An 18,206-nucleotide genomic window follows, 5' to 3' on the forward strand; every position below is an offset into this window, starting at 1 on the left:
GGCTAATTTTCTTTATGCGTATTTTACATACCTCTGACTGGCATCTAGGCCAGCATTTTATTGGTCGCAGCAGGGCTGACGAACATCACGCTTTTTTACATTGGTTAGTTACACAGGTAAAAGCAGAGAATATTGATGTGATTATTGTTGCCGGTGATATTTTTGATACCGCAACCCCGCCTAGTTACGCTCGCGCGCTATATAATCAATTTATTGTCGAATTACAAAGCTGTCAGTGCCAACTCATTATCTTAGGTGGCAACCACGATGCCAGTGCGGTACTAAATGAAAGTAGAACCCTGCTACAACACCTAAATACCCACGTATTTGCCAGCAGCAGCTCAGAACTTAATCAGCAATTACTGGTACTACATAATAAGCAACAGCAACCGGCAGCCTTATTGTGTGCCGTACCTTTTTTACGTGCCCGTGATTTACTGCAAAGCCAAGCAGGGCAAAGCGCAACAGAAAAACAGAGTAGCTTACAGCAGGCTATAGCACAGCATTATCAACAACTATTCGCTTTAGCCCAGCGCTATAACAGCCAACATCAGCTACAGCTGCCTATAGTTATGACCGGCCATCTAACCACCTTGGGCGTAACGCAGTCTGAATCAGTACGAGATATTTATATTGGCTCGCTTGAAGCTTTCCCCGCAGATGCATTTCCACCCGCAGACTATATTGCCCTGGGCCATATTCATCAAAGTCAGCAGATCAAAGCCAATACTGATATTCGCTATAGTGGCTCGCCAATTGCGCTTAGTTTTGACGAGGCTAATCAGCAAAAACAAGCCTGGTTAATTGAATTTAGCAGTAATAACAAAACTGTATCGAGTTTAGCCATACCTTGTTTTCAGCCTTTAATTAGTATTAAAACCACGCTTGATAGCATCAAACCCAACGTGCAGCAAGCACTTAACTCACTTGAGAAAAATAAAGTACTGTGGCTAGAGTTAGTGATCACAGAAACTGACGCCTACTTAACTGATTTGCAGCAAAGAGTAGAAGCCGAGCTAGAGGGTTTGCCCGTTGAACTATTACGTTTACGCCGCCAACGTAATGAACAACTTGGTGGCTTAATTGACGCGGCCCAAACCAGCTTAGCCGAACTAACGCCAAGCCAAGTATGGCAAGCCCGCCTAAGCAGCGAAAGCCTTACTGATCAGCAACAGCAGCAACTGACGAATTTACATACTCAGGTACTGGCAAAAGTGCAGGAAACACCATGAAAATTTTATCCGTACGGCTGCAAAACCTAAATTCATTACGCGGTGAATGGCTTATTGATTTTCGCCAGCCACCGTTTAATCAAACTAACATTTTCGCCATTACGGGCCCAACCGGCGCCGGAAAAACCACAATTTTAGACGCTATTTGCCTAGCGCTCTATCATCAAACACCTCGGCTAAAAACGTCACCAACCAGCAATGAGTTAATGACACGTAATACCAGCGAATGCCTAGCCGAGGTCGAGTTTGAAGTTGCAGGTGTGGGTTATCGGGCATTTTGGAGCCAACGCAAGGCCCGTGGGCAAAGTGATGGCAACTTGCAAGCGGCTAAAACTGAACTGGCAAAACTAGATGGCACTATACTGGCTGAAAAAACTAGCGATAAATTACGCCTAGTCGCCGACATTACCGGCTTAGACTTTGGTCGTTTTACTAAGTCAATGCTACTTGCACAAGGCGGCTTTGCTGCATTTTTAAATGCTGACGCCAACGAGCGAGCCGAGCTACTAGAAGAGCTAACGGGTACCGATATCTACGGTCGTATTTCTGAGCAAGTGTTTATTGATTGTCGTGAGCAGAAAAACCAGCTGGAACTACTTCAAGCTAGAGCTGGCGCAGTAGAGTTATTAAGCGAAGAACAACAACAGCAGTTAAACGCCGCTTTGGTAGCAAAAAAGCTCGACTTAACCGCACAGCAACAGATATTAGTTAAGCAGCGACACACACAAAACTGGCGCCAACAACTAGATAAGGCGCAACAAGAGCTAAAACAAACAGAACAAGAAGTGGCACGGGCAGTTAATGCTATTAGTGCACAACAAACTGAACTGGCGCGATTATCAGCCTGGCAGCCTGCCAGCCAACTGGCGCCGCTATACAGTGCATTACAACAGGCTATTGGCCAACAACAACAAAGCCAACAACAGCAAGTTGCGCTGAAACAACAACTGCATGTTGCAGCGCAGCAACAAGCTAGTGTGTTATGGCACGGCGCACAAAGCCTTAGCCAACAACAGCAACACTCTGCAGCGAAAATACAACAATTACACCAACAGCAACAACAGCTAACACAGCAACATCAAACGTTAACCGAGCAACGCCAGGCACTGCAGCCGCTGATGCAGCAACTTTCGGCAAACTTAGAAGACATCAATCTAAACCAGTTACGCCAACAGCAGCAGCAACAGCGGGACAAACAACATCGGCTACAACAACTTAAACAGCAGTTGCTGCAACAACAACGCTGGCTACTTAATCAAACCCATTTACAGCAGCAGCTGCAGCAAACCGAATTAGCGCTTGCGCCTTTAGCTAAGCAACTGCTGACCCTGCGCCAACGCTATAAAATGCTGCAAGAGCACATTGCCGATAAAAAGCAACTGTTACAGCAGCAGCTGCTGATCATGCAGCTGTCCGAACACCGCTCGCGTTTACAACCAGAGCAGCCATGCCCGCTGTGCGGTGCAACCGAACACCCGGCTATTGAGCACTATAATCAGGTAAATAGTTTAGCCGCAGAACAGCAGCTGCAAAGCAAAGAAGCCGAGCTGCAACTTACCCAACAAGACGGTGAAACCTTAAGTAAAAAACAAGCCGCGCTAGAAGCAGAACAACAGCAGTTACAACAACAACTAACACAGCAACAGCAACAATTAGCCGAGCTTAACGATACCATTCAACAACAGTTACAGCAGGACAAGGTATCTGACATTGATATCGCGTTAACAGCATTAGCAGACGAAAGCCTGTGCACATCGCAAACGCTGACGCAACTCGAACAATGGCAAATGCAGTTACAGCTATATAAAGAGCAGCAACAGCAACTAGAACAGCAGCAGGTACAAAATCAGCACCAACAGCAATTATTGCTACAACAGTTACCGCGCTTACAAGAACAACATAACGAGCTGGCGCAGTTGCAGCAAAGTTGGCACCAGCAGTGGCAAGCCATGCAGCAGGCCGAGCCGGCAACGCAAACCCGGGCGGAGTTTTCTCGCCTTAATACCGAATTACAACGCTTACAGCAGCAAATACAGCAGGGCCAAGGCCAACTGCAAATGTTGCAGCAACAACAGCAGCAACTAGACGCCGCAGCAATGCTTGCCACACAACATTGGCAACAAGCTTTGGCTAACAGCGTATTTAGTGATGAAACCGCATTTAAAAATGCGTTATTAAATCCCGACGAATTACAGGCACTACAACAACTGCAGCAGCGCTTGCAACAAGCTGAGATTGCGGCTAAACGCTCGTTTAGTGACTGGCAACAGCGTTATCAGCAACTCGCCGAGCAGCAATTAAGCAGCTTGTCGTTAGATGAACTTAACCATAGTGTGCAACAGCACGACACACTGATCCAGCAGCTCAGTGCAGAACAAGGTCAACTACAACAACAGTTAGAAAGCGATACCGCGCGGCGGAACAGCCAGCAGCAGTTATTGCAAAATATTGCCCAGCAACAAATACAGTACGAACAGTGGCAGCGTCTCAATAGCTTAATTGGCTCTGCTGATGGCGCACGATACCGCCGCTTTGCTCAAAGCTTAACCCTAAAACAGCTTATCGTTTTAGCCAACCGACAACTGGCTATTTTGCACAATCGTTATCAGCTGGCGCGCCATGCAACGGCCGAATTAGAGCTAGTAGTGTTAGATACTTGGCAAGCTGATAGTGCACGTGATACCAAAACCTTATCGGGCGGCGAAAGTTTTTTAGTTAGCTTAGCGTTAGCGCTGGCACTATCAGATTTAGTTAGCAGTAAAACCCGTATTGATTCGCTATTTCTCGATGAAGGCTTTGGCACCCTAGATGCGGATACCCTAGACAGTGCACTAAGTGCGTTAGATAACCTTAATGCAACCGGTAAAATGATCGGTATTATTAGCCACGTTGACGCACTAAAACAGCGCATTAGTGTGCAAATAAAGGTCGAAAAACAGCAAGGCCTAGGCTATAGCCAAATTAAAATAAGCAGCTAAGTTAGCGCTGAAGCAACGCAACAAACTCGTTAGCGGGTATGGGTTTGCTAAAGTAATAACCCTGATAGTAATCACACCCTTGCTGGGTCAAAAACGCTAACTGCTCTGCAGTTTCGACACCTTCGGCCAGCACTTTTAAATTCATATTATGCGCCAGCGCAATAATGGCACTGGTAATTTGTTTATCGTCATGGGCCTGCGGAATATGTTCTATAAAGCGTCGGTCTATTTTCAGTGCATCCAGCGGTAAACGTTTTAGATAGGACAATGACGAGTAACCCGTACCAAAATCATCTATCGCCAGCCTAATGCCCATCGCTTTAATCTGCTGCATAATGGCAATCACCCGCTCTTCATTAATCATTAGCGCGCTTTCGGTTACTTCTAGCTCTATTAAATGAGCGGGCACGGCGGTATCTATTAGCACTTGCTCTAGCAGGCCAAGTAGCTGATCTTTATTAAACTGATGCGCAGAAACGTTTATTGCCAAACTAAATGGCGCGATGCCTTGATCTAGCCAAGTTTTTAACTGCCGACAACTTTGCTGCAATACCCAGCTGCCAACATGATGAATTAGGCCACAAGACTCAGCTAAAGGTATAAACACACTAGGTGGAATATGGCCAAGCTCAGCATCGTGCCAACGCAGCAATACTTCCGCACCCATTATTTTTCCGCTAGCAATATCAATTTGTGGTTGATAATAGCACTGCAACTTGTCCTGTTTTAGCGCATTACGCAGTCGCGTTTCTAGCAATACTCGCTGCTTAGCTTGTGCGGTTAGCTCATCGCTATACAAGGCTATATGGTTTCGGCCTTCACTTTTCACTTTATACATCGCCGCGTCTGCTGCGCGAATTAAGTCTTCAGCACTATTGGCATGGCTTGGGTATAACGCAATACCGACTGACAGTGCAGTAATCACTTCGTTACCATTCGCTAAGTGGCAAGGTTGTTGTAATTGCTGCATTAACAGCTCAGCAAACTCAGTAACGTCGTTTACCGACTGAACAAATTGCACTAAAACACCAAACTCGTCGCCACCTAGACGCGCCAGCACATGTTGTGTTGTGCAACACCGCTGCAACCGCTGGCTTACTTGCATTAATAGCTGATCGCCGGCGCTGTGGCCAAAACTATCATTAATATCTTTAAAGTTATCTAAGTCCATTAGCAGCACTGCGCACTGCCCACCTTGTTGCTTTGTGCTGGCGATTGCTTCAGTAACACGCTGGCTAAAATGCTGGCGGTTAGGCAGTTGTGTGACAGCATCAAAATCAGATAAAAACGCTAGCGCTGCTGCCTGCTTTTTACTTTCAGTAAGATCGACATCGATACAAAAAACCTGAGGCTCCAACCCCGGTAATTTAACTACCGCATGGCCGGAAAAAACCGGTACTAACGACCCATCTTTACGCCGTAGTACTAATTCTTCTGATGGCACGGCAATTCCGCTAGTCGCCATTTCTAACATGGCATCAGCTACATGCTGCTGCATATAAGAGGGAATAATAAGATCGAGTAAATTACTGCCTAAGGCTTCTTCTTTACTATACCCGTAAGTAAGCTCACTGGCCTTGTTCCAATAAAAGGTTGAGCCATCGGCATGATAACCTTGCACCGCAATTTGTGGCGTATTATCTAATAAGGTTCTAAATCTAAGCTCACTTTGCTCTAGCTGCTGCAATACCTGCTTTTGTGCGCTAATGTCATGAATAACTGCAACGAAATAGCTAGTTACCGATGATTTAATCATCGCAACAGATAATCGCGCCCAGAGAATGCTTTGGTCTTTGCGCACATAACGTTTTTCTATTTCGTAATGATTAATTTCACCACTTTTTAATTTTTGGATCATCGGCAGGTTATCGGCAAGATCGGCAGGAAAAGTTATTTGCGCAAAACTTAGCTGCGTTAGCTCTGCTTCGCTATAACCCAACATCTGACACAGCATTTTGTTAACACGTAAAAACCGACCATCTAACGAAAGGTGCGCAATACCAACAGCCGCATGCGAAAATGTTTCCACAAAAATACGTTCTGATTTATCTAAAGAATGCGCAAAATATTGCTTTTGCTTTAGCAGATACCAAGCCAACCAAGCGGTTAGCCCAACATAGAAATAGCCTTTATAGCTTTGATACCTAGTTAGTAGCGCGGTGTCAGTTACTAACCAGCTTAATAGTTGATCACTAGTTGTGATCCACAGTAAACCAAACAACAAATACAGTACACCGCCTATCCAAGGGCGCTGTAACAGGCAGCGTAGTTTAATTTTCTGCTTTATCATCATTAATTTATTGTAACAATATAATTGGCAAAGTGATGCCTTAGCATAGCTTAATTTTTCACTTGGCCAACCTAAATTATTCAATAACAACATATTTAAATAAAAAGGCCTGCATTATGCAGGCCTTTTTATTGTTAGAACGAATAGACTAAGGTAAGCGATGTTTGTGTATCTGTGCTCTTTTTAGCTACCGGCACATCTGTATCATTTTGCACTAAAAATGCCGCTTTCATTTGTAGCGAACCATTAATTTTCGCTAACACTGCACTTTCTGCGATAGTACGGGTGTTATCATCACCGTACTCCACGCTTAACGTTTGCGCAAAACTGGCTGACTCACTAATGGTCCAATTGAACACCGCGGCACCACGAGCAATAAGGCCTTTTTCCGTTTCACCCGCTGAACGTTTGCCGGTGAAATAGCCCGGACCAATTTCTACGTCCAGTGACTTGTCTTCAGTATTATAAATGCGCGTACCGTAACCGACAGCGAGTGTAGTGTATTTAGTATAGGCACCAAACTTGTCATCAGTGTAAGAGCCATATACAAACAACTTATCAAACTCTTCATCTAGCTTATAAGCAGCTTTAGCTGATACTAAATACTTTTCTGCTGATTTTTCAGTAATTTTGTCGCCATTGGCATCGGTTTTTTCATCTTCTTTGAAAAAAGCGCTGAAAATATACTGATTACTCCATTGCTGCAGCTCTTGCTTGGCATCTATTTTACCGGTTACTGATGTACCAACCGTGTTACCTGATGTTGCAATAGCACCTAATTCAGCCGAGGTAGTCCATACTTTGCCAGTTGCGACAGTGTCGTTAGCTTGCACCTGCGAGCTAGCTGCGATGGCTAATGCCAGAATTGAAAAACGCTTCATACTTGCTCCTGCTTATCTTGCTTAATATGTACACCCATTTGCGGAAATGGCATACGAATACCGTTATCATCAAAGGTTAGCTTTATTTTCTCTAAAGTATCCCAGTACACGCCCCAATAATCTGCTGAATTAACCCAAGGTCGCACCAAAATATTAACGGTGGCATCGGCTAGCGCGCCAACCTTAATAACGGGTGCGGGTGTAGGTAAAACACGGCTATCACTGGTAACAATATCTTCTAAAAGTTTTTTCGCTAAACGTAAATCGGCGTCGTAACCAATACTAATGGTTAAATCTACCCGGCGCGTCGCCTCAGCAGAGTAATTAGTAATAGCACGGCTAGTAATTTGCGCGTTAGGCACAATAACTAATTTATTGTCAGGGGTTTTCATTATCGTTTGAAAAATCTCAATTTTATCAACGGTACCGGCAATACCTCCAGCGTCAATGAAATCGCCCGATTTAAACGGCCGAAATAAAATAATTAAAATACCTGAGGCAAAATTTGATAATGAGCCTTGTAACGCCAAACCAACCGCTAAACCTGCCGCGCCTAAAATAGCGATAAACGACGTAGTTTGCACGCCTACCTGCGACAAGGCCATTAGCGCGGTAGCAATTAATATGATGGCGTAAACAATACCGGTAACAAACGACACTACAGCTTTATCTACTGCCCGTGCTAATAGTGCTTTTTCCATCAGCCTACTTACACCTTTTGCTACCATCCGGCCGATATAAAAAATAACTATCGCAAGCACTAGCTGTAATAAATAGCCTAGTAATAGCTCGTTATTTTCATGAAATAACTGAGTAATTTTTTCCATAAATTTGCTCCTATAACCCATTGCGATAATAAATCGGGGTAAATAATACCATATTACACTGCGTTATAGCCGCTAAAACAGGCTAAACTCACCAGTTTTTCTTTCGCCATTAGCTTATGTTTGCTAGTCTTTATCGTTATGAAAACACTAACTACGACCTCTGCTTCTAATCTACAAATGCTGCAGCGACAGCTACAACAGACCGATCTGCCACCAGTGGAAAGCTGGAACCCGCCGTTTTGTGGTGATATACCGATACATATAAACGCTGAGGGCGATTGGTATTATCAACACAGCAAAATTCAGCGTCCGGCATTAGTCACCTTATTTGCATCAGTATTGTTACGACAGAATAATGAATATTTCTTGCAAACGCCGGTAGAGAAAATGCGCATAACGGTTGCTGATGCGCCGTTTTTAATCGTCGATTGGGCGTGGTTAGAAACAGCTGCAGGCCCAGCATTAAATTTAACGACAAATTTGCAGCAACAAGTGCTAGTAAGCCCACAATATCCGTTAGTACTAAAGGCCGACCCACAACAACAGCTGCTGCCCTACTTACAACTATGGCGAGGGTTAGATGCCAAGTTAAGCCGCAATGTTTACTACCAACTAGCAGAGCAAACCAATGCGGTTTACTGCAACCACCAGCAACACTATCAATTAAAAAGCGCCGCTTATCCATTTACTTTTGCCATAACCTAAACCCATATTGGTCATTAAAAAACAGCATTCTGTCTAAAGCGCATTGTTGATTTTTTCTACTGTGTTAACACTGATTAAATCGTTAAACATATAAGGCCATAACCAAAATGAAAAAAACGCCAATAGCGCTTCTTTTAGCTACTGTCTGTATTTGTGCCCAGCCACATGCAGCAACACTTATTCACGCCGGAAAAGTAATTACTGCCGAAAATAAAACGGTATTAACTGAGCAAACTATAGTCGTTGACCAAGACAAAATTACTGCACTGGAAGCCGGTTATCGTCAGCCAGGCGCTAACGATACGGTAATTGATTTACGCCAGCACACGGTAATGCCGGGTTTAATGGATATGCACACCCATTTCTACTCGCAGTTTAGCGCTACAGCATACAGCGAGGGCTTTTCAATGAATGAAGCCGACTATGCTTTACGCGGTGCAACTTACGCCGAAAAAACTCTGATGGCCGGTTTTACCACAGTGCGCGAGTTAGGTGATAACCACGGTATTAGTGTGGCACTAAAAAAAGCTATCGCAAAAGGCTACATTAACGGCCCGCGTATTTTTGCTGCGGGTAAATCGCTGGCAACAACCGGCGGGCATGCCGACCCTACCAACGGTTTAGCCTTGGCATTAATGGCCGATCCAGGCCCGAAAGATGGTGTAATAAATGGCGCCGACGAAGCACGAAAAGCGGTACGCCAACGCTATAAAGAGGGTTCAGATTTAATTAAAATTACCGCTACTGGCGGTGTGCTAAGTGTCGCTAAAAGCGGCAGTAACCCCCAGTTTACTGATGAAGAACTCGCGGCCATTGTTAGCACAGCGAAAGATTATGGCATGAAGATAGCTGTACATGCCCATGGTAAAGAGGGTATGGAGCGCGCTATTAAAGCCGGAGTCGACTCAATAGAGCATGGCACTTACATGGATAAAAGCACCATGGCACTAATGCGCAAACAGGGTACTTACTTTGTACCAACCATTATTGCTGGAAAATGGGCTGAAGAAAAATCACGCATTCCAGGTTTTTTCCCCGATCTGGTGCAACCTAAAGCAGCAACTATTGGTGGCAAAATTCAGCAAACCTTTGCTGAAGCTTATAAAGCTGGGGTAAAAATAGCCTTTGGTACTGATGCCGGTGTGTATGAACATGGTAATAACTGGCGTGAGTTTGTCTATATGACAGAAGCAGGCATGCCAGCGATAGAAGCTATTCAAAGTGCAACCATTGAAGGTGCGCGCTTACTGGGTGTTGCCGACGAGCTTGGCAGTATTAAAGTAGGGAAAATAGCCGATATTGTTGCGGTAGAAGGCGATCCGTTAAAAGATATTAGCCTAATGGGAAAAGTAAACTTTGTAATGAAAGCCGGTCAAATTTACCGGCAATAATAATCCTTGGCTTCCGGTTTGTTTAAGCAGGCTGGAAGCGCTTTAATAAGGTATCAGCATCAATTAAAATAAGCGGTTTTAAATCTTGTTCAGCTTTTAACCGCAATACGTCTTGCTGTTGCGTTAGTGCTTTGTCCTGCGCTTTACGCGCCTTGTGGGTTGGCATGTCTTTAACTACTTGGTACATCTGATACAAACCCGGGTAGCTAGCAATAGGATCAAGCTTATGCTCTGGCGCTAAGTGATCTAACAATACCCAAACTCGCAGCGCCCCTTCTGATAACTCGCACTGCTCGGCCAGCATCGCCTTACAAATTAATATAATACTGTCACGCAAATACTGCCGTTTTTCTGCTAACTCTAGCTGCGCAGCCTTGCTCTGCTGCTGCACGCGCCACAGCAAGCTACCGGCGTAAAACGCTAAAGCCACAATCAATACTGCCGCAACAACAAATGCTACGAATACGCTACTAGTCAAAATTAATCCTCGTCGCCGATCAAATCTTTACGCCAATCTTTACTTTCAAAAGCGGCTAACGGATCAATCTCTTCTTCATCAGCGTCATCAACTAAGCCTAACTGCTGTAACAGCTGGTCTAGTCTCGCTGTTTTAGCATTAAAATATTTAGCGTCTTTTCCGGTTAACACTTCGTCTTTCTCAACTCGCTCTAACAACTCATGTAGGAAGCTATCATTTTCAATCAAGGCGAGCTCTTGTTCAGCGGTTAACTCAACTGGTCTTACTTTGCTTAAACTGGCTTTAGGCTGCAGTATCACTTGCGGCTTTTCCGCTACCGGCGCCTCGGTCAGCACTAGCACTATTGGCTTTTTACTGCCAATACGTTTATCTTTTTTTACTGGCTCGCCATTAGCATCCGCTGCAATAGCAGCTACATTGTTGCGATTACCAGCTTTTAAACCCGCACCTTTTTTCTTGCTCTGCTCTTGAGGCTCGCGAGTTTTGCGGATCTCTATCGTTGATAAATGCCGTTGGCCATTAGGGCCGGTCAAGCGAGTTTTTTTCTGACGAGTCATGTTTTTTACCTGTAAAAAAGGGCGCACATTTTAACCAGTTTTCATTAGAAACACTAATGCTTTCGCCGCTGTAGCAAAACAACATCTTTTGCGACGACATTTAGTACTAAATTGTCTCTAGCAGCGAGGTAAGCAAATGTGTCTTCACAAAAAAAGCTAATGTGAGTCGGATCTAATTTGTAATACCAATCAGCAAATGCTGCGGCGTTAGTATAGCACTTTGTCATGATAGCTAGGGTAGCATCTGGCTTTAACAGTTTTAACCATAGCGCCCATTCAATAGCTGGGGTTACAAAATGTTCTATTGCTTCAGTGCAGCTAATAAAATCATAGCTTTGCTGTAAAACAGACGCATCATTAGCAAAATAGGGATCCCATATTGCCATCTGGTGTCCCTGCTCAGTTAGCATCTGTGCCAACAAAGGGCCGGGGCCACAACCAAAGTCTAAACCTAACAAACCTTGTTGCGGCAAATGGTTAAGCAACGGAGTTGCAATACGCTGTAAAAACTGGCGATAACCTACATCAGTTAACGCATTTTGGTGCTGCTGGTAATGCGCGAGCTCTTGTTGTGGTGATAATAGGCTGCAGCGGTCGGCAAATACTAACTTACAACACAAACACTGGTAATAAGCTCGTCGTTTGTCTTGATGAAAAAACTGAATTTGTTCGGCGCAACATAGCGGGCATTGATTATTTAACATTGCACAATAAACCAGGCTGTTTAATAGAAAAAGGCGATAAGATTGCTCTTATCGCCTTGTACATATTTGTGTTAAATCAACACGTCACTCACTTGTTGTTTTTCCTAGTGAATCTTCGACATCTTGTCTGTTCACTTCCGGATTTTATATCGCCTTCCTAGTTAGCTAGCATAATTTTATTTTTCGCGATCATCCTGATACTTTAGTATTCATCCTTGTGCGTTAACTCACGCCACACATCTTCCAGATGCGATGAAAACAAGGCTCCAAGTACTTGCGTACTGGCACTATCACTTCCCTGCGGACATTCCCTGTTTTCATTCGTTACAAAGTGTAACTGCTAGCTAATTTACCTCATTTTACCGGTATAACAAGGCTTCGTTGCTGGTAAAACCATAACTTTAACGCGAGTATTTATCTAACCATTTAAAATCAATACGTTACCAAGAGAAGTAAATATAATATAAGCATAATTAAAGTCAAACTACGCTTTTTACTTACAACAGATGTGAGATATATCGCACAAAAATACCCATTAAAATTCAAAAACCGGCGATGAACGCCGGCTTTTTTAAGATTAACGCCACTAAAAATAGCGAATTAGTGTAAGCCACCTAAGTATTGTGACAACACTTCAATATCTTCATCAGTCAGCTTTTTCGCAATGTCACCCATCATACCGTTTAAGTCGTTAGCACGGGCACCAGAGCGAAATTCGGTTAATGTCGTTTTAACATAGTTAGCATGTTGAAATGAAATTTTCGGGAAGCCACCTAAACTTAAGCCAGAACCTCTTGGGCCATGGCAGGCAATACAGGCTGCAATACCGCGACTTTCGTCGCCACCACGATAAAGTTGCTCACCACGTTCGATCACATTTTCTGGTGTAGCACCAGCAACCATTTTCTGTGAAGAAAAGTATGCGGCTAAATCTTTCATGTCCTGATCTGACAACGCGGCAACCATACCAAACATAATGCCGTTATTGCGGCCTTGTTTACCGCCAGTAGCCATACCGGTTTTATAATCTTGCAGCTGCTTATATATATAAGGTGCGTGCTGGCCAGCTAGCTTAGGATACATGTCGACTAAGCTATTACCATCGGCATTGTGGCACGCTGCACATACTGCTGATTTCGCTTTACCTGCTTCAGCATCACCGTCAAACGCCTGAGCTGTTCCGATAAGTCCGAATAACAGCGTCAGTGGAAATAGAATTTTTTTCATGTTTTATCCGTCTCTGTCCGCATTAAACTGCCAGCATACTGGCAACCAAGTGTATTAACCGTCACTTTTAAGCCTATTTTACACGAAACTGCTCAAAGTAAAATCCCATAGCGCATGCAAAAGCTTCTGCCGATCTGATTGATCCGTTACAATGTGCTCAAATTATTCGCCGGAGAAGGCTGTGTACAAGTCAAAAATCAATTATCAGCGTGCTACTTTTTTAACTAGCGCACCCGATATCAAAGCACTTCCTGCTGATGAAGGCATCGAAGTGGCATTTGCCGGCCGTTCTAACGCCGGTAAGTCTAGCGCATTAAACACATTAACGCGGCAAAATAGTTTAGCCCGCACCAGTAAAACACCGGGCCGTACTCAGCTGATTAACACATTCAGCTTAGATGCTGAGCGTCGTTTAATAGATTTACCAGGCTATGGCTTTGCCAAAGTACCCTTAGCGGTAAAAGAAAAATGGCAAAAGTCGTTGGCTGAGTATCTAATGAAACGCAGCAGTTTGAAAGGGCTGGTGGTATTAATGGATATTCGTCATCCATTAAAAGATTTAGACCAAGATCTTATTCACTGGGCGGTGCAAAGTGAGTTAGAGGTACTGATTCTTTTAACTAAATCGGATAAATTAGCCGTTGGTGCACGAAAAAAAGTGCTGTCAGAAGTACGAGAAGCCGCTATGGCCTTTATGGGTAACGTTACTGTTCACACTTTTAGCTCGCTAAATAAACAAGGCTTAGAAGAATTAGAACAGGTGCTTGATACATGGTACGGCGCAGAGGATAGCGCGTTCGACATAACCTAAGGTTAAGGCATAAAAAAACCGACACTCGAAGGTGTCGGTTATAGCAAACGGGGGAGAAGCTATAATTTCAAATCAACAGGGTGTCTTATATCTAAGACGCGTCTAGTATACAGCATTCTTTTAGCGTTTAAAGTATTTACTCTAAATTTAAATGCACTATTAGTTTTCAACTAGTGTATCAACTGACAGTGCTGAGGTTTCTAATCACGAATCGTGTGCGGTAATTTTAAGCAAAAAAAACCCCCATCAAACGACGGGGTTAAGATGGACACAGGAGAGATAAATAATCTTGCTATAACTTATGACTCGAGCAATATTATTTAGTTCAAAAAAATTAATGCGCTTGATCCCAATTATCACCATCCCCCGCTTCAGCTAACAACGGCACGTCTAAATGCGCAGCCTTAGCCATCAGCTCAACTAGCTGCGCCTTTACCTGCTCAACCTTATCAGCGTCAACTTCAAACACTAATTCATCGTGTACTTGCATAATCATCGTAGCCACTGGCGTGGTTTGTTGCTGCAACCAAGCGTCTACTACTATCATGGCTTTTTTTATTATATCTGCGGCAGTGCCCTGCATTGGCGCATTAATTGCGGCTCGCTCTGCGCCTTTCCGCCGCATCGTATTTTGCGCGTTAATTTCTGGCAAATACAAACGTCGACCAAATAAGGTTTCGACATAACCTTGCTCGTGTGCCTGTTGGCGGGTGCGTTCCATATAACTTAATACGCCAGGGAAACGTTCAAAATAACGATCTACATATTGCTGAGCTTCGTTACGGCTAACGCCCAATTGTTTTGCCAAACCAAAGGCCGACATACCATAAATAAGGCCAAAGTTTACCGCTTTGGCGCTGCGCCGCTGATCTGACGTAACCTCACTTAGGCTGACACCAAATACTTCCGCGGCTGTAGCACGGTGAATATCCTGGCCATGAGCAAACGCATATAACAAGGCTTTATCTTGTGACAAATGCGCCATAATACGCAGCTCTATTTGTGAATAATCGACAGCGACAATTTTTTTACCGGCAGGCGCGATAAAAGCTTGGCGAATACGCCGCCCTTCTTCGGTACGGATAGGAATATTCTGTAAATTAGGATCTGTTGAGCTTAACCGACCGGTTGCAGCAACCGCTTGATGATACGACGTATGCACACGGCCTGTTGCCGCATTTTGCATTTTAGGTAGCTTGTCGGTGTAGGTCGATTTAAGCTTGGTTAAGCCACGATGCTCTGTAATTAACTTAGGAAATTCATACTCAAGCGCCAGCTCAGCTAACACCTCTTCAGCGGTAGAGGGCGCACCAGTTGGCGTTTTCTTTAATACTGGCAACGTCATTTGTTCAAAAAGAATTTCCTGCAGCTGCTTGGGTGACGCTAGGTTAAACTGCTTACCCGCTTGCTCATAGGCTAACTGTTCTAGTTCAGCAATACGCACAGCTAACTGCTCACTTTGTTTAAGTAAGAGTTTGCTATCAATGAGTACGCCATAGCGCTCAATACGCGATAAAATATCCACCAAGGGTATTTCAATATTACGCAATACCGACACCAAACCATCGTGTTGCTGTAACTGCGGCCATAATGCTTGGTGCAGTTGTAAGGTAATATCGGCATCTTCTGCCGCATATTGTGCTGCTTTTTCTAGTTCTATTTGATTAAACGTTAGTTGCTTGGCACCTTTACCGGCAATATCAACAAAGCTTACCGTTTTACGGCCTAAATATTTTAGCGCTAAGCTATCCATATCATGCCGTGCAGCAACCGAGTTAAGTACGTATGATTCAAGCATGGTATCAAAACGAATACCTGCCAGCGTGACCTTATAACGCGCCAATATACTTTGATCGTACTTAAGGTTTTGCCCCACTTTCGCCTTGCTGTCATCCTCAAGCCATGGCTTTAACTGCTGTAACACCCAATCTCGATTTAACTGCTCGGGTGCACCAATATAATCGTGGGCCACTGGCACATACCAAGCGGAACCCGCGGCGATAGACATGGATAAGCCAACCAATTCGGCCTGCATATAATCTAAGCTAGTTGTTTCAGTATCAAAAGCGGTGAGTTCACTGTTAGTAATTTGCTCTAACATACTGCTAAATGCTGCTTTATCTAGCACCGTAATATAATGGTTATTGTTTAAATCTGGCTGAATTTCAACAGTATCGTCACTGTCTAGCATATCTAATTGCGCTGCTTTTGCTGCAGGCTTAATTACCGTTTCATTGTCGGCATCTAATACCTCACTGAGCCAACGTCGAAACTCACATTCTTTAAACAGTTCAGCAAGCTGAACACTATCAGGTGCTTTAATCATTAAATCAGCAAGCTGGCAAGAAAGCTCTACATCGGTTTTTATGGTGGCCAACTGATATGACAGCGTTAGCTGCTCGCGAAACTCTTCTAATTTCGCCGCCATCGTTTTAGCTCCGCGAAAACTTAAACTGGCAACCTTATCAAGCTGTTGATAAATTTGTTCTATAGAGCCCATGCCTTGCAATAACGCGGCGGCGGTTTTTTCACCCACTCCCGGCAAGCCAGGTATATTGTCAGATTTATCGCCCATTAATGCTAAGTAATCGATGATCAATTCAGGGCCAACACCAAATTTGTCGACTACTCCCTGAGGGTCTAGCAAGGTATTGGTCATCGTATTAATTAACGTAACATGTTCATCTACTAGCTGCGCCATATCTTTATCGCCAGTAGAGATCAGTGTATTACGGCCTTCGCTACTAGCCTGACGTGCCAGCGTGCCTATGACATCGTCAGCTTCTACGCCGCTGATACATATAAGTGGCAAGCCCATCGCCTCAATAATACGATGCAGCGGCGCTATTTGGCTACGCAGATCATCCGGCATCGGCGGACGATTGGCTTTATATTCGCTATACATTTCGTTACGAAAGGTTGGTCCCTTCGCATCAAATACCACCGCCATCTGGCTTGGTTGATATTGACGCAATAGGCTTTTCAGCATATTTACTACGCCATAAATAGCGCCAGTTGCTTCACCACGCGAATTCGTTAAATGTGGCGGCGAATGATAGGCACGAAACAAATAAGATGAGCCATCAACCAAAATTAGCGGTGCGCTAGAGAGAGAAGCCATGAGTAATAATGTCCTGCTTAAATAAAGCTATAGCATGCCACAGCACCCTGCCCACGGCCATAGACACAGATGCAATTATCGGTTCACAAGCTGTGGATAACTTTGTGAAAAACAAATAGAAATGATCTGCTACTTCAAATAAAGTGACAGTTAATGATTTTTTAAGTCTTTGTTTTGCATGAAAAAAGAGGGGGTGTACCGCAAAGCCCATCTTATTATTATTATATTTTTGTTTTGTGGAAAACGCTTTTAGCTGCCTACCTACGCCAGTGATAATTTATCAGCGCGATAACTAAGCGAGCACGTAGACTATCATAACGGGCAGCGATGCAAAGCAAAACCTTTAAATAATTTAGCTTTAAAAAATGCATATAACTAACCATAAAAGCATATAGCAGTATTGGCGCAGCCTTAACCGCTTATGCAGCTTAATTTGTACTATTTTAGCACTTTCCCTTGCCACCGCTTGGAGGCTATAATGCTGCGAACTTTGTGCGGATTTTACCACAGGAACTTATAACATGAACAAAATTACCCTTGTGCTTGCCTTGCTGTTAACCACCTTCGGCATTAATGCCAGTACAGATAATGACAACAAAGCATTAGCCAAACGTCTGGCTCCTGTCGGTCAAGTATATGTAGCTGGCGCAGCAGTAGCTGCAGCTGAGGGTGCATCAGGCCCACGCAGTGGTGAAAAAGTGTATCAAAACGCATGTTTTGCTTGTCATGGTACGGGCGCTTTAGATGCACCGAAAAAAGGTGATGCTGCTTGGAAACCTCGGTTAGAGCAAGGTTTTGATACCTTGCTAAAGCACGCGATAGAAGGCATTCGTAATATGCCTGCACGTGGTGCCTGTGCTGATTGTAGCGATGACGAAATTGCTGCGGCCATTAAGTTTATGACCGAAGGCGTGTAACAACGACGTTACCATTAGAAATAACAAAGGCTGCAGAAATGTGGCCTTTTTTGTTTTGCCGGCAACTAGCCCTAAACGAGCGTATGC

14 protein-coding genes are annotated in these 18,206 nt (G+C 44.0%); 6 read left to right on the top strand and 8 right to left on the bottom strand.

Annotation, left to right across the window (positions count from 1 at the left end):
* Positions 1 to 14 precede the first annotated feature (14 nt).
* Positions 15 to 1,232 carry an exonuclease subunit SbcD gene (sbcD, locus tag E0Z06_RS14510; protein ID WP_132586173.1) on the top strand — a complete coding sequence of 406 codons (1,218 nt, stop codon included), beginning with the start codon at positions 15 to 17 and terminating at the stop codon, positions 1,230 to 1,232.
* The gene (locus tag E0Z06_RS14515; RefSeq protein ID WP_132586176.1) at positions 1,229 to 4,210 is read left to right on the top strand and encodes an AAA family ATPase; all 2,982 of its coding nucleotides are present in this window, start codon (positions 1,229 to 1,231) and stop codon (positions 4,208 to 4,210) included. The genes sbcD and E0Z06_RS14515 overlap by 4 nt, the downstream gene beginning before the upstream one ends.
* Position 4,211: 1 nt before the next feature.
* On the opposite strand, the gene E0Z06_RS14520 is transcribed toward E0Z06_RS14515, so the two are convergent.
* From E0Z06_RS14520 to E0Z06_RS14530, 3 genes are read right to left on the bottom strand one after another with little or no spacing between them, the layout of a single operon-like run.
* Entirely contained in the window at positions 4,212 to 6,593 is a 2,382-nt protein-coding gene (locus E0Z06_RS14520) for an EAL domain-containing protein (RefSeq protein WP_243695522.1), read from the bottom strand.
* A 41-nt stretch (positions 6,594 to 6,634) separates the two neighbouring features.
* Positions 6,635 to 7,381, bottom strand: a complete 747-nt coding sequence (locus E0Z06_RS14525; RefSeq protein ID WP_132586179.1) for a DUF481 domain-containing protein — start codon at positions 7,379 to 7,381, stop codon at positions 6,635 to 6,637.
* The gene (locus E0Z06_RS14530) at positions 7,378 to 8,208 is read right to left on the bottom strand and encodes a mechanosensitive ion channel domain-containing protein (RefSeq protein WP_132586182.1); all 831 of its coding nucleotides are present in this window, start codon (positions 8,206 to 8,208) and stop codon (positions 7,378 to 7,380) included. The genes E0Z06_RS14525 and E0Z06_RS14530 overlap by 4 nt, the downstream gene beginning before the upstream one ends.
* Positions 8,209 to 8,346: 138 nt before the next feature.
* Here E0Z06_RS14530 and E0Z06_RS14535 point away from each other — a divergent pair, with 138 nt between their 5' ends.
* Together E0Z06_RS14535 and E0Z06_RS14540 are read left to right on the top strand one after the other, a co-directional pair.
* Positions 8,347 to 8,913 (top strand): DUF1285 domain-containing protein, encoded by a 567-nt coding sequence (locus E0Z06_RS14535; protein ID WP_132586185.1) that lies wholly within the window; start codon positions 8,347 to 8,349, stop codon positions 8,911 to 8,913.
* Positions 8,914 to 9,020: 107 nt separating this feature from the next.
* Positions 9,021 to 10,304, top strand: a complete 1,284-nt coding sequence (locus E0Z06_RS14540) for an amidohydrolase family protein (protein WP_132586188.1) — start codon at positions 9,021 to 9,023, stop codon at positions 10,302 to 10,304.
* A gap of 22 nt (positions 10,305 to 10,326) precedes the next feature.
* On the opposite strand, the gene E0Z06_RS14545 is transcribed toward E0Z06_RS14540, so the two are convergent.
* The 4 genes from E0Z06_RS14545 to E0Z06_RS14560 form a co-directional block, all read right to left on the bottom strand.
* Entirely contained in the window at positions 10,327 to 10,782 is a 456-nt protein-coding gene (locus tag E0Z06_RS14545; protein WP_132586191.1) for a DUF2489 domain-containing protein, read from the bottom strand.
* A 2-nt stretch (positions 10,783 to 10,784) separates the two neighbouring features.
* On the bottom strand, positions 10,785 to 11,339 hold the full coding sequence (gene yihI, locus E0Z06_RS14550) for a Der GTPase-activating protein YihI (RefSeq protein ID WP_132586194.1): 555 nt from the start codon (positions 11,337 to 11,339) through the stop codon (positions 10,785 to 10,787).
* Positions 11,340 to 11,392: 53 nt separating this feature from the next.
* Positions 11,393 to 12,043 (bottom strand): methyltransferase domain-containing protein, encoded by a 651-nt coding sequence (locus E0Z06_RS14555; protein WP_132586197.1) that lies wholly within the window; start codon positions 12,041 to 12,043, stop codon positions 11,393 to 11,395.
* 600 nt (positions 12,044 to 12,643) lie between these two features.
* Entirely contained in the window at positions 12,644 to 13,270 is a 627-nt protein-coding gene (locus tag E0Z06_RS14560; protein ID WP_132586200.1) for a c-type cytochrome, read from the bottom strand.
* A gap of 181 nt (positions 13,271 to 13,451) precedes the next feature.
* On the opposite strand from E0Z06_RS14560, the gene yihA reads away from it, so the two are divergent.
* Entirely contained in the window at positions 13,452 to 14,081 is a 630-nt protein-coding gene (yihA, locus tag E0Z06_RS14565) for a ribosome biogenesis GTP-binding protein YihA/YsxC (protein ID WP_132586203.1), read from the top strand.
* 334 nt (positions 14,082 to 14,415) lie between these two features.
* Here the strand turns inward: yihA and polA are convergent, their stop codons facing one another.
* Positions 14,416 to 17,202, bottom strand: coding sequence for a DNA polymerase I (gene polA, locus E0Z06_RS14570; RefSeq protein WP_132586206.1), 2,787 nt, complete (start codon positions 17,200 to 17,202; stop codon positions 14,416 to 14,418).
* A 521-nt stretch (positions 17,203 to 17,723) separates the two neighbouring features.
* Here polA and E0Z06_RS14575 point away from each other — a divergent pair.
* Positions 17,724 to 18,119: a c-type cytochrome gene (locus E0Z06_RS14575; RefSeq protein WP_132586209.1), complete on the top strand. Its 396-nt coding sequence runs from the start codon at positions 17,724 to 17,726 to the stop codon at positions 18,117 to 18,119.
* Positions 18,120 to 18,206: the final 87 nt, after the last annotated feature.

Origin of the sequence: Rheinheimera sp. D18, assembly GCF_004345025.1 — a bacterium.
GTDB lineage: Bacteria > Pseudomonadota > Gammaproteobacteria > Enterobacterales > Alteromonadaceae > Alishewanella > Alishewanella metallidurans.

Excerpts from the sequence above, each read along its gene's own strand:
- sbcD (WP_132586173.1), top strand. The coding sequence starts at position 15 with ATGCGTATTTTACATACCTCTGACTGGCATCTAGGCCAGCATTTTATT.
- E0Z06_RS14515 (WP_132586176.1), top strand. The coding sequence starts at position 1,229 with ATGAAAATTTTATCCGTACGGCTGCAAAACCTAAATTCATTACGCGGT.
- E0Z06_RS14520 (WP_243695522.1), bottom strand. The coding sequence starts at position 6,593 with ATGTTGTTATTGAATAATTTAGGTTGGCCAAGTGAAAAATTAAGCTAT.
- E0Z06_RS14525 (WP_132586179.1), bottom strand. The coding sequence starts at position 7,381 with ATGAAGCGTTTTTCAATTCTGGCATTAGCCATCGCAGCTAGCTCGCAG.
- E0Z06_RS14530 (WP_132586182.1), bottom strand. The coding sequence starts at position 8,208 with ATGGAAAAAATTACTCAGTTATTTCATGAAAATAACGAGCTATTACTA.
- E0Z06_RS14535 (WP_132586185.1), top strand. The coding sequence starts at position 8,347 with ATGAAAACACTAACTACGACCTCTGCTTCTAATCTACAAATGCTGCAG.
- E0Z06_RS14540 (WP_132586188.1), top strand. The coding sequence starts at position 9,021 with ATGAAAAAAACGCCAATAGCGCTTCTTTTAGCTACTGTCTGTATTTGT.
- yihI (WP_132586194.1), bottom strand. The coding sequence starts at position 11,339 with ATGACTCGTCAGAAAAAAACTCGCTTGACCGGCCCTAATGGCCAACGG.
- E0Z06_RS14555 (WP_132586197.1), bottom strand. The coding sequence starts at position 12,043 with ATGTTAAATAATCAATGCCCGCTATGTTGCGCCGAACAAATTCAGTTT.
- E0Z06_RS14560 (WP_132586200.1), bottom strand. The coding sequence starts at position 13,270 with ATGAAAAAAATTCTATTTCCACTGACGCTGTTATTCGGACTTATCGGA.
- polA (WP_132586206.1), bottom strand. The coding sequence starts at position 17,202 with ATGGCTTCTCTCTCTAGCGCACCGCTAATTTTGGTTGATGGCTCATCT.
- E0Z06_RS14575 (WP_132586209.1), top strand. The coding sequence starts at position 17,724 with ATGAACAAAATTACCCTTGTGCTTGCCTTGCTGTTAACCACCTTCGGC.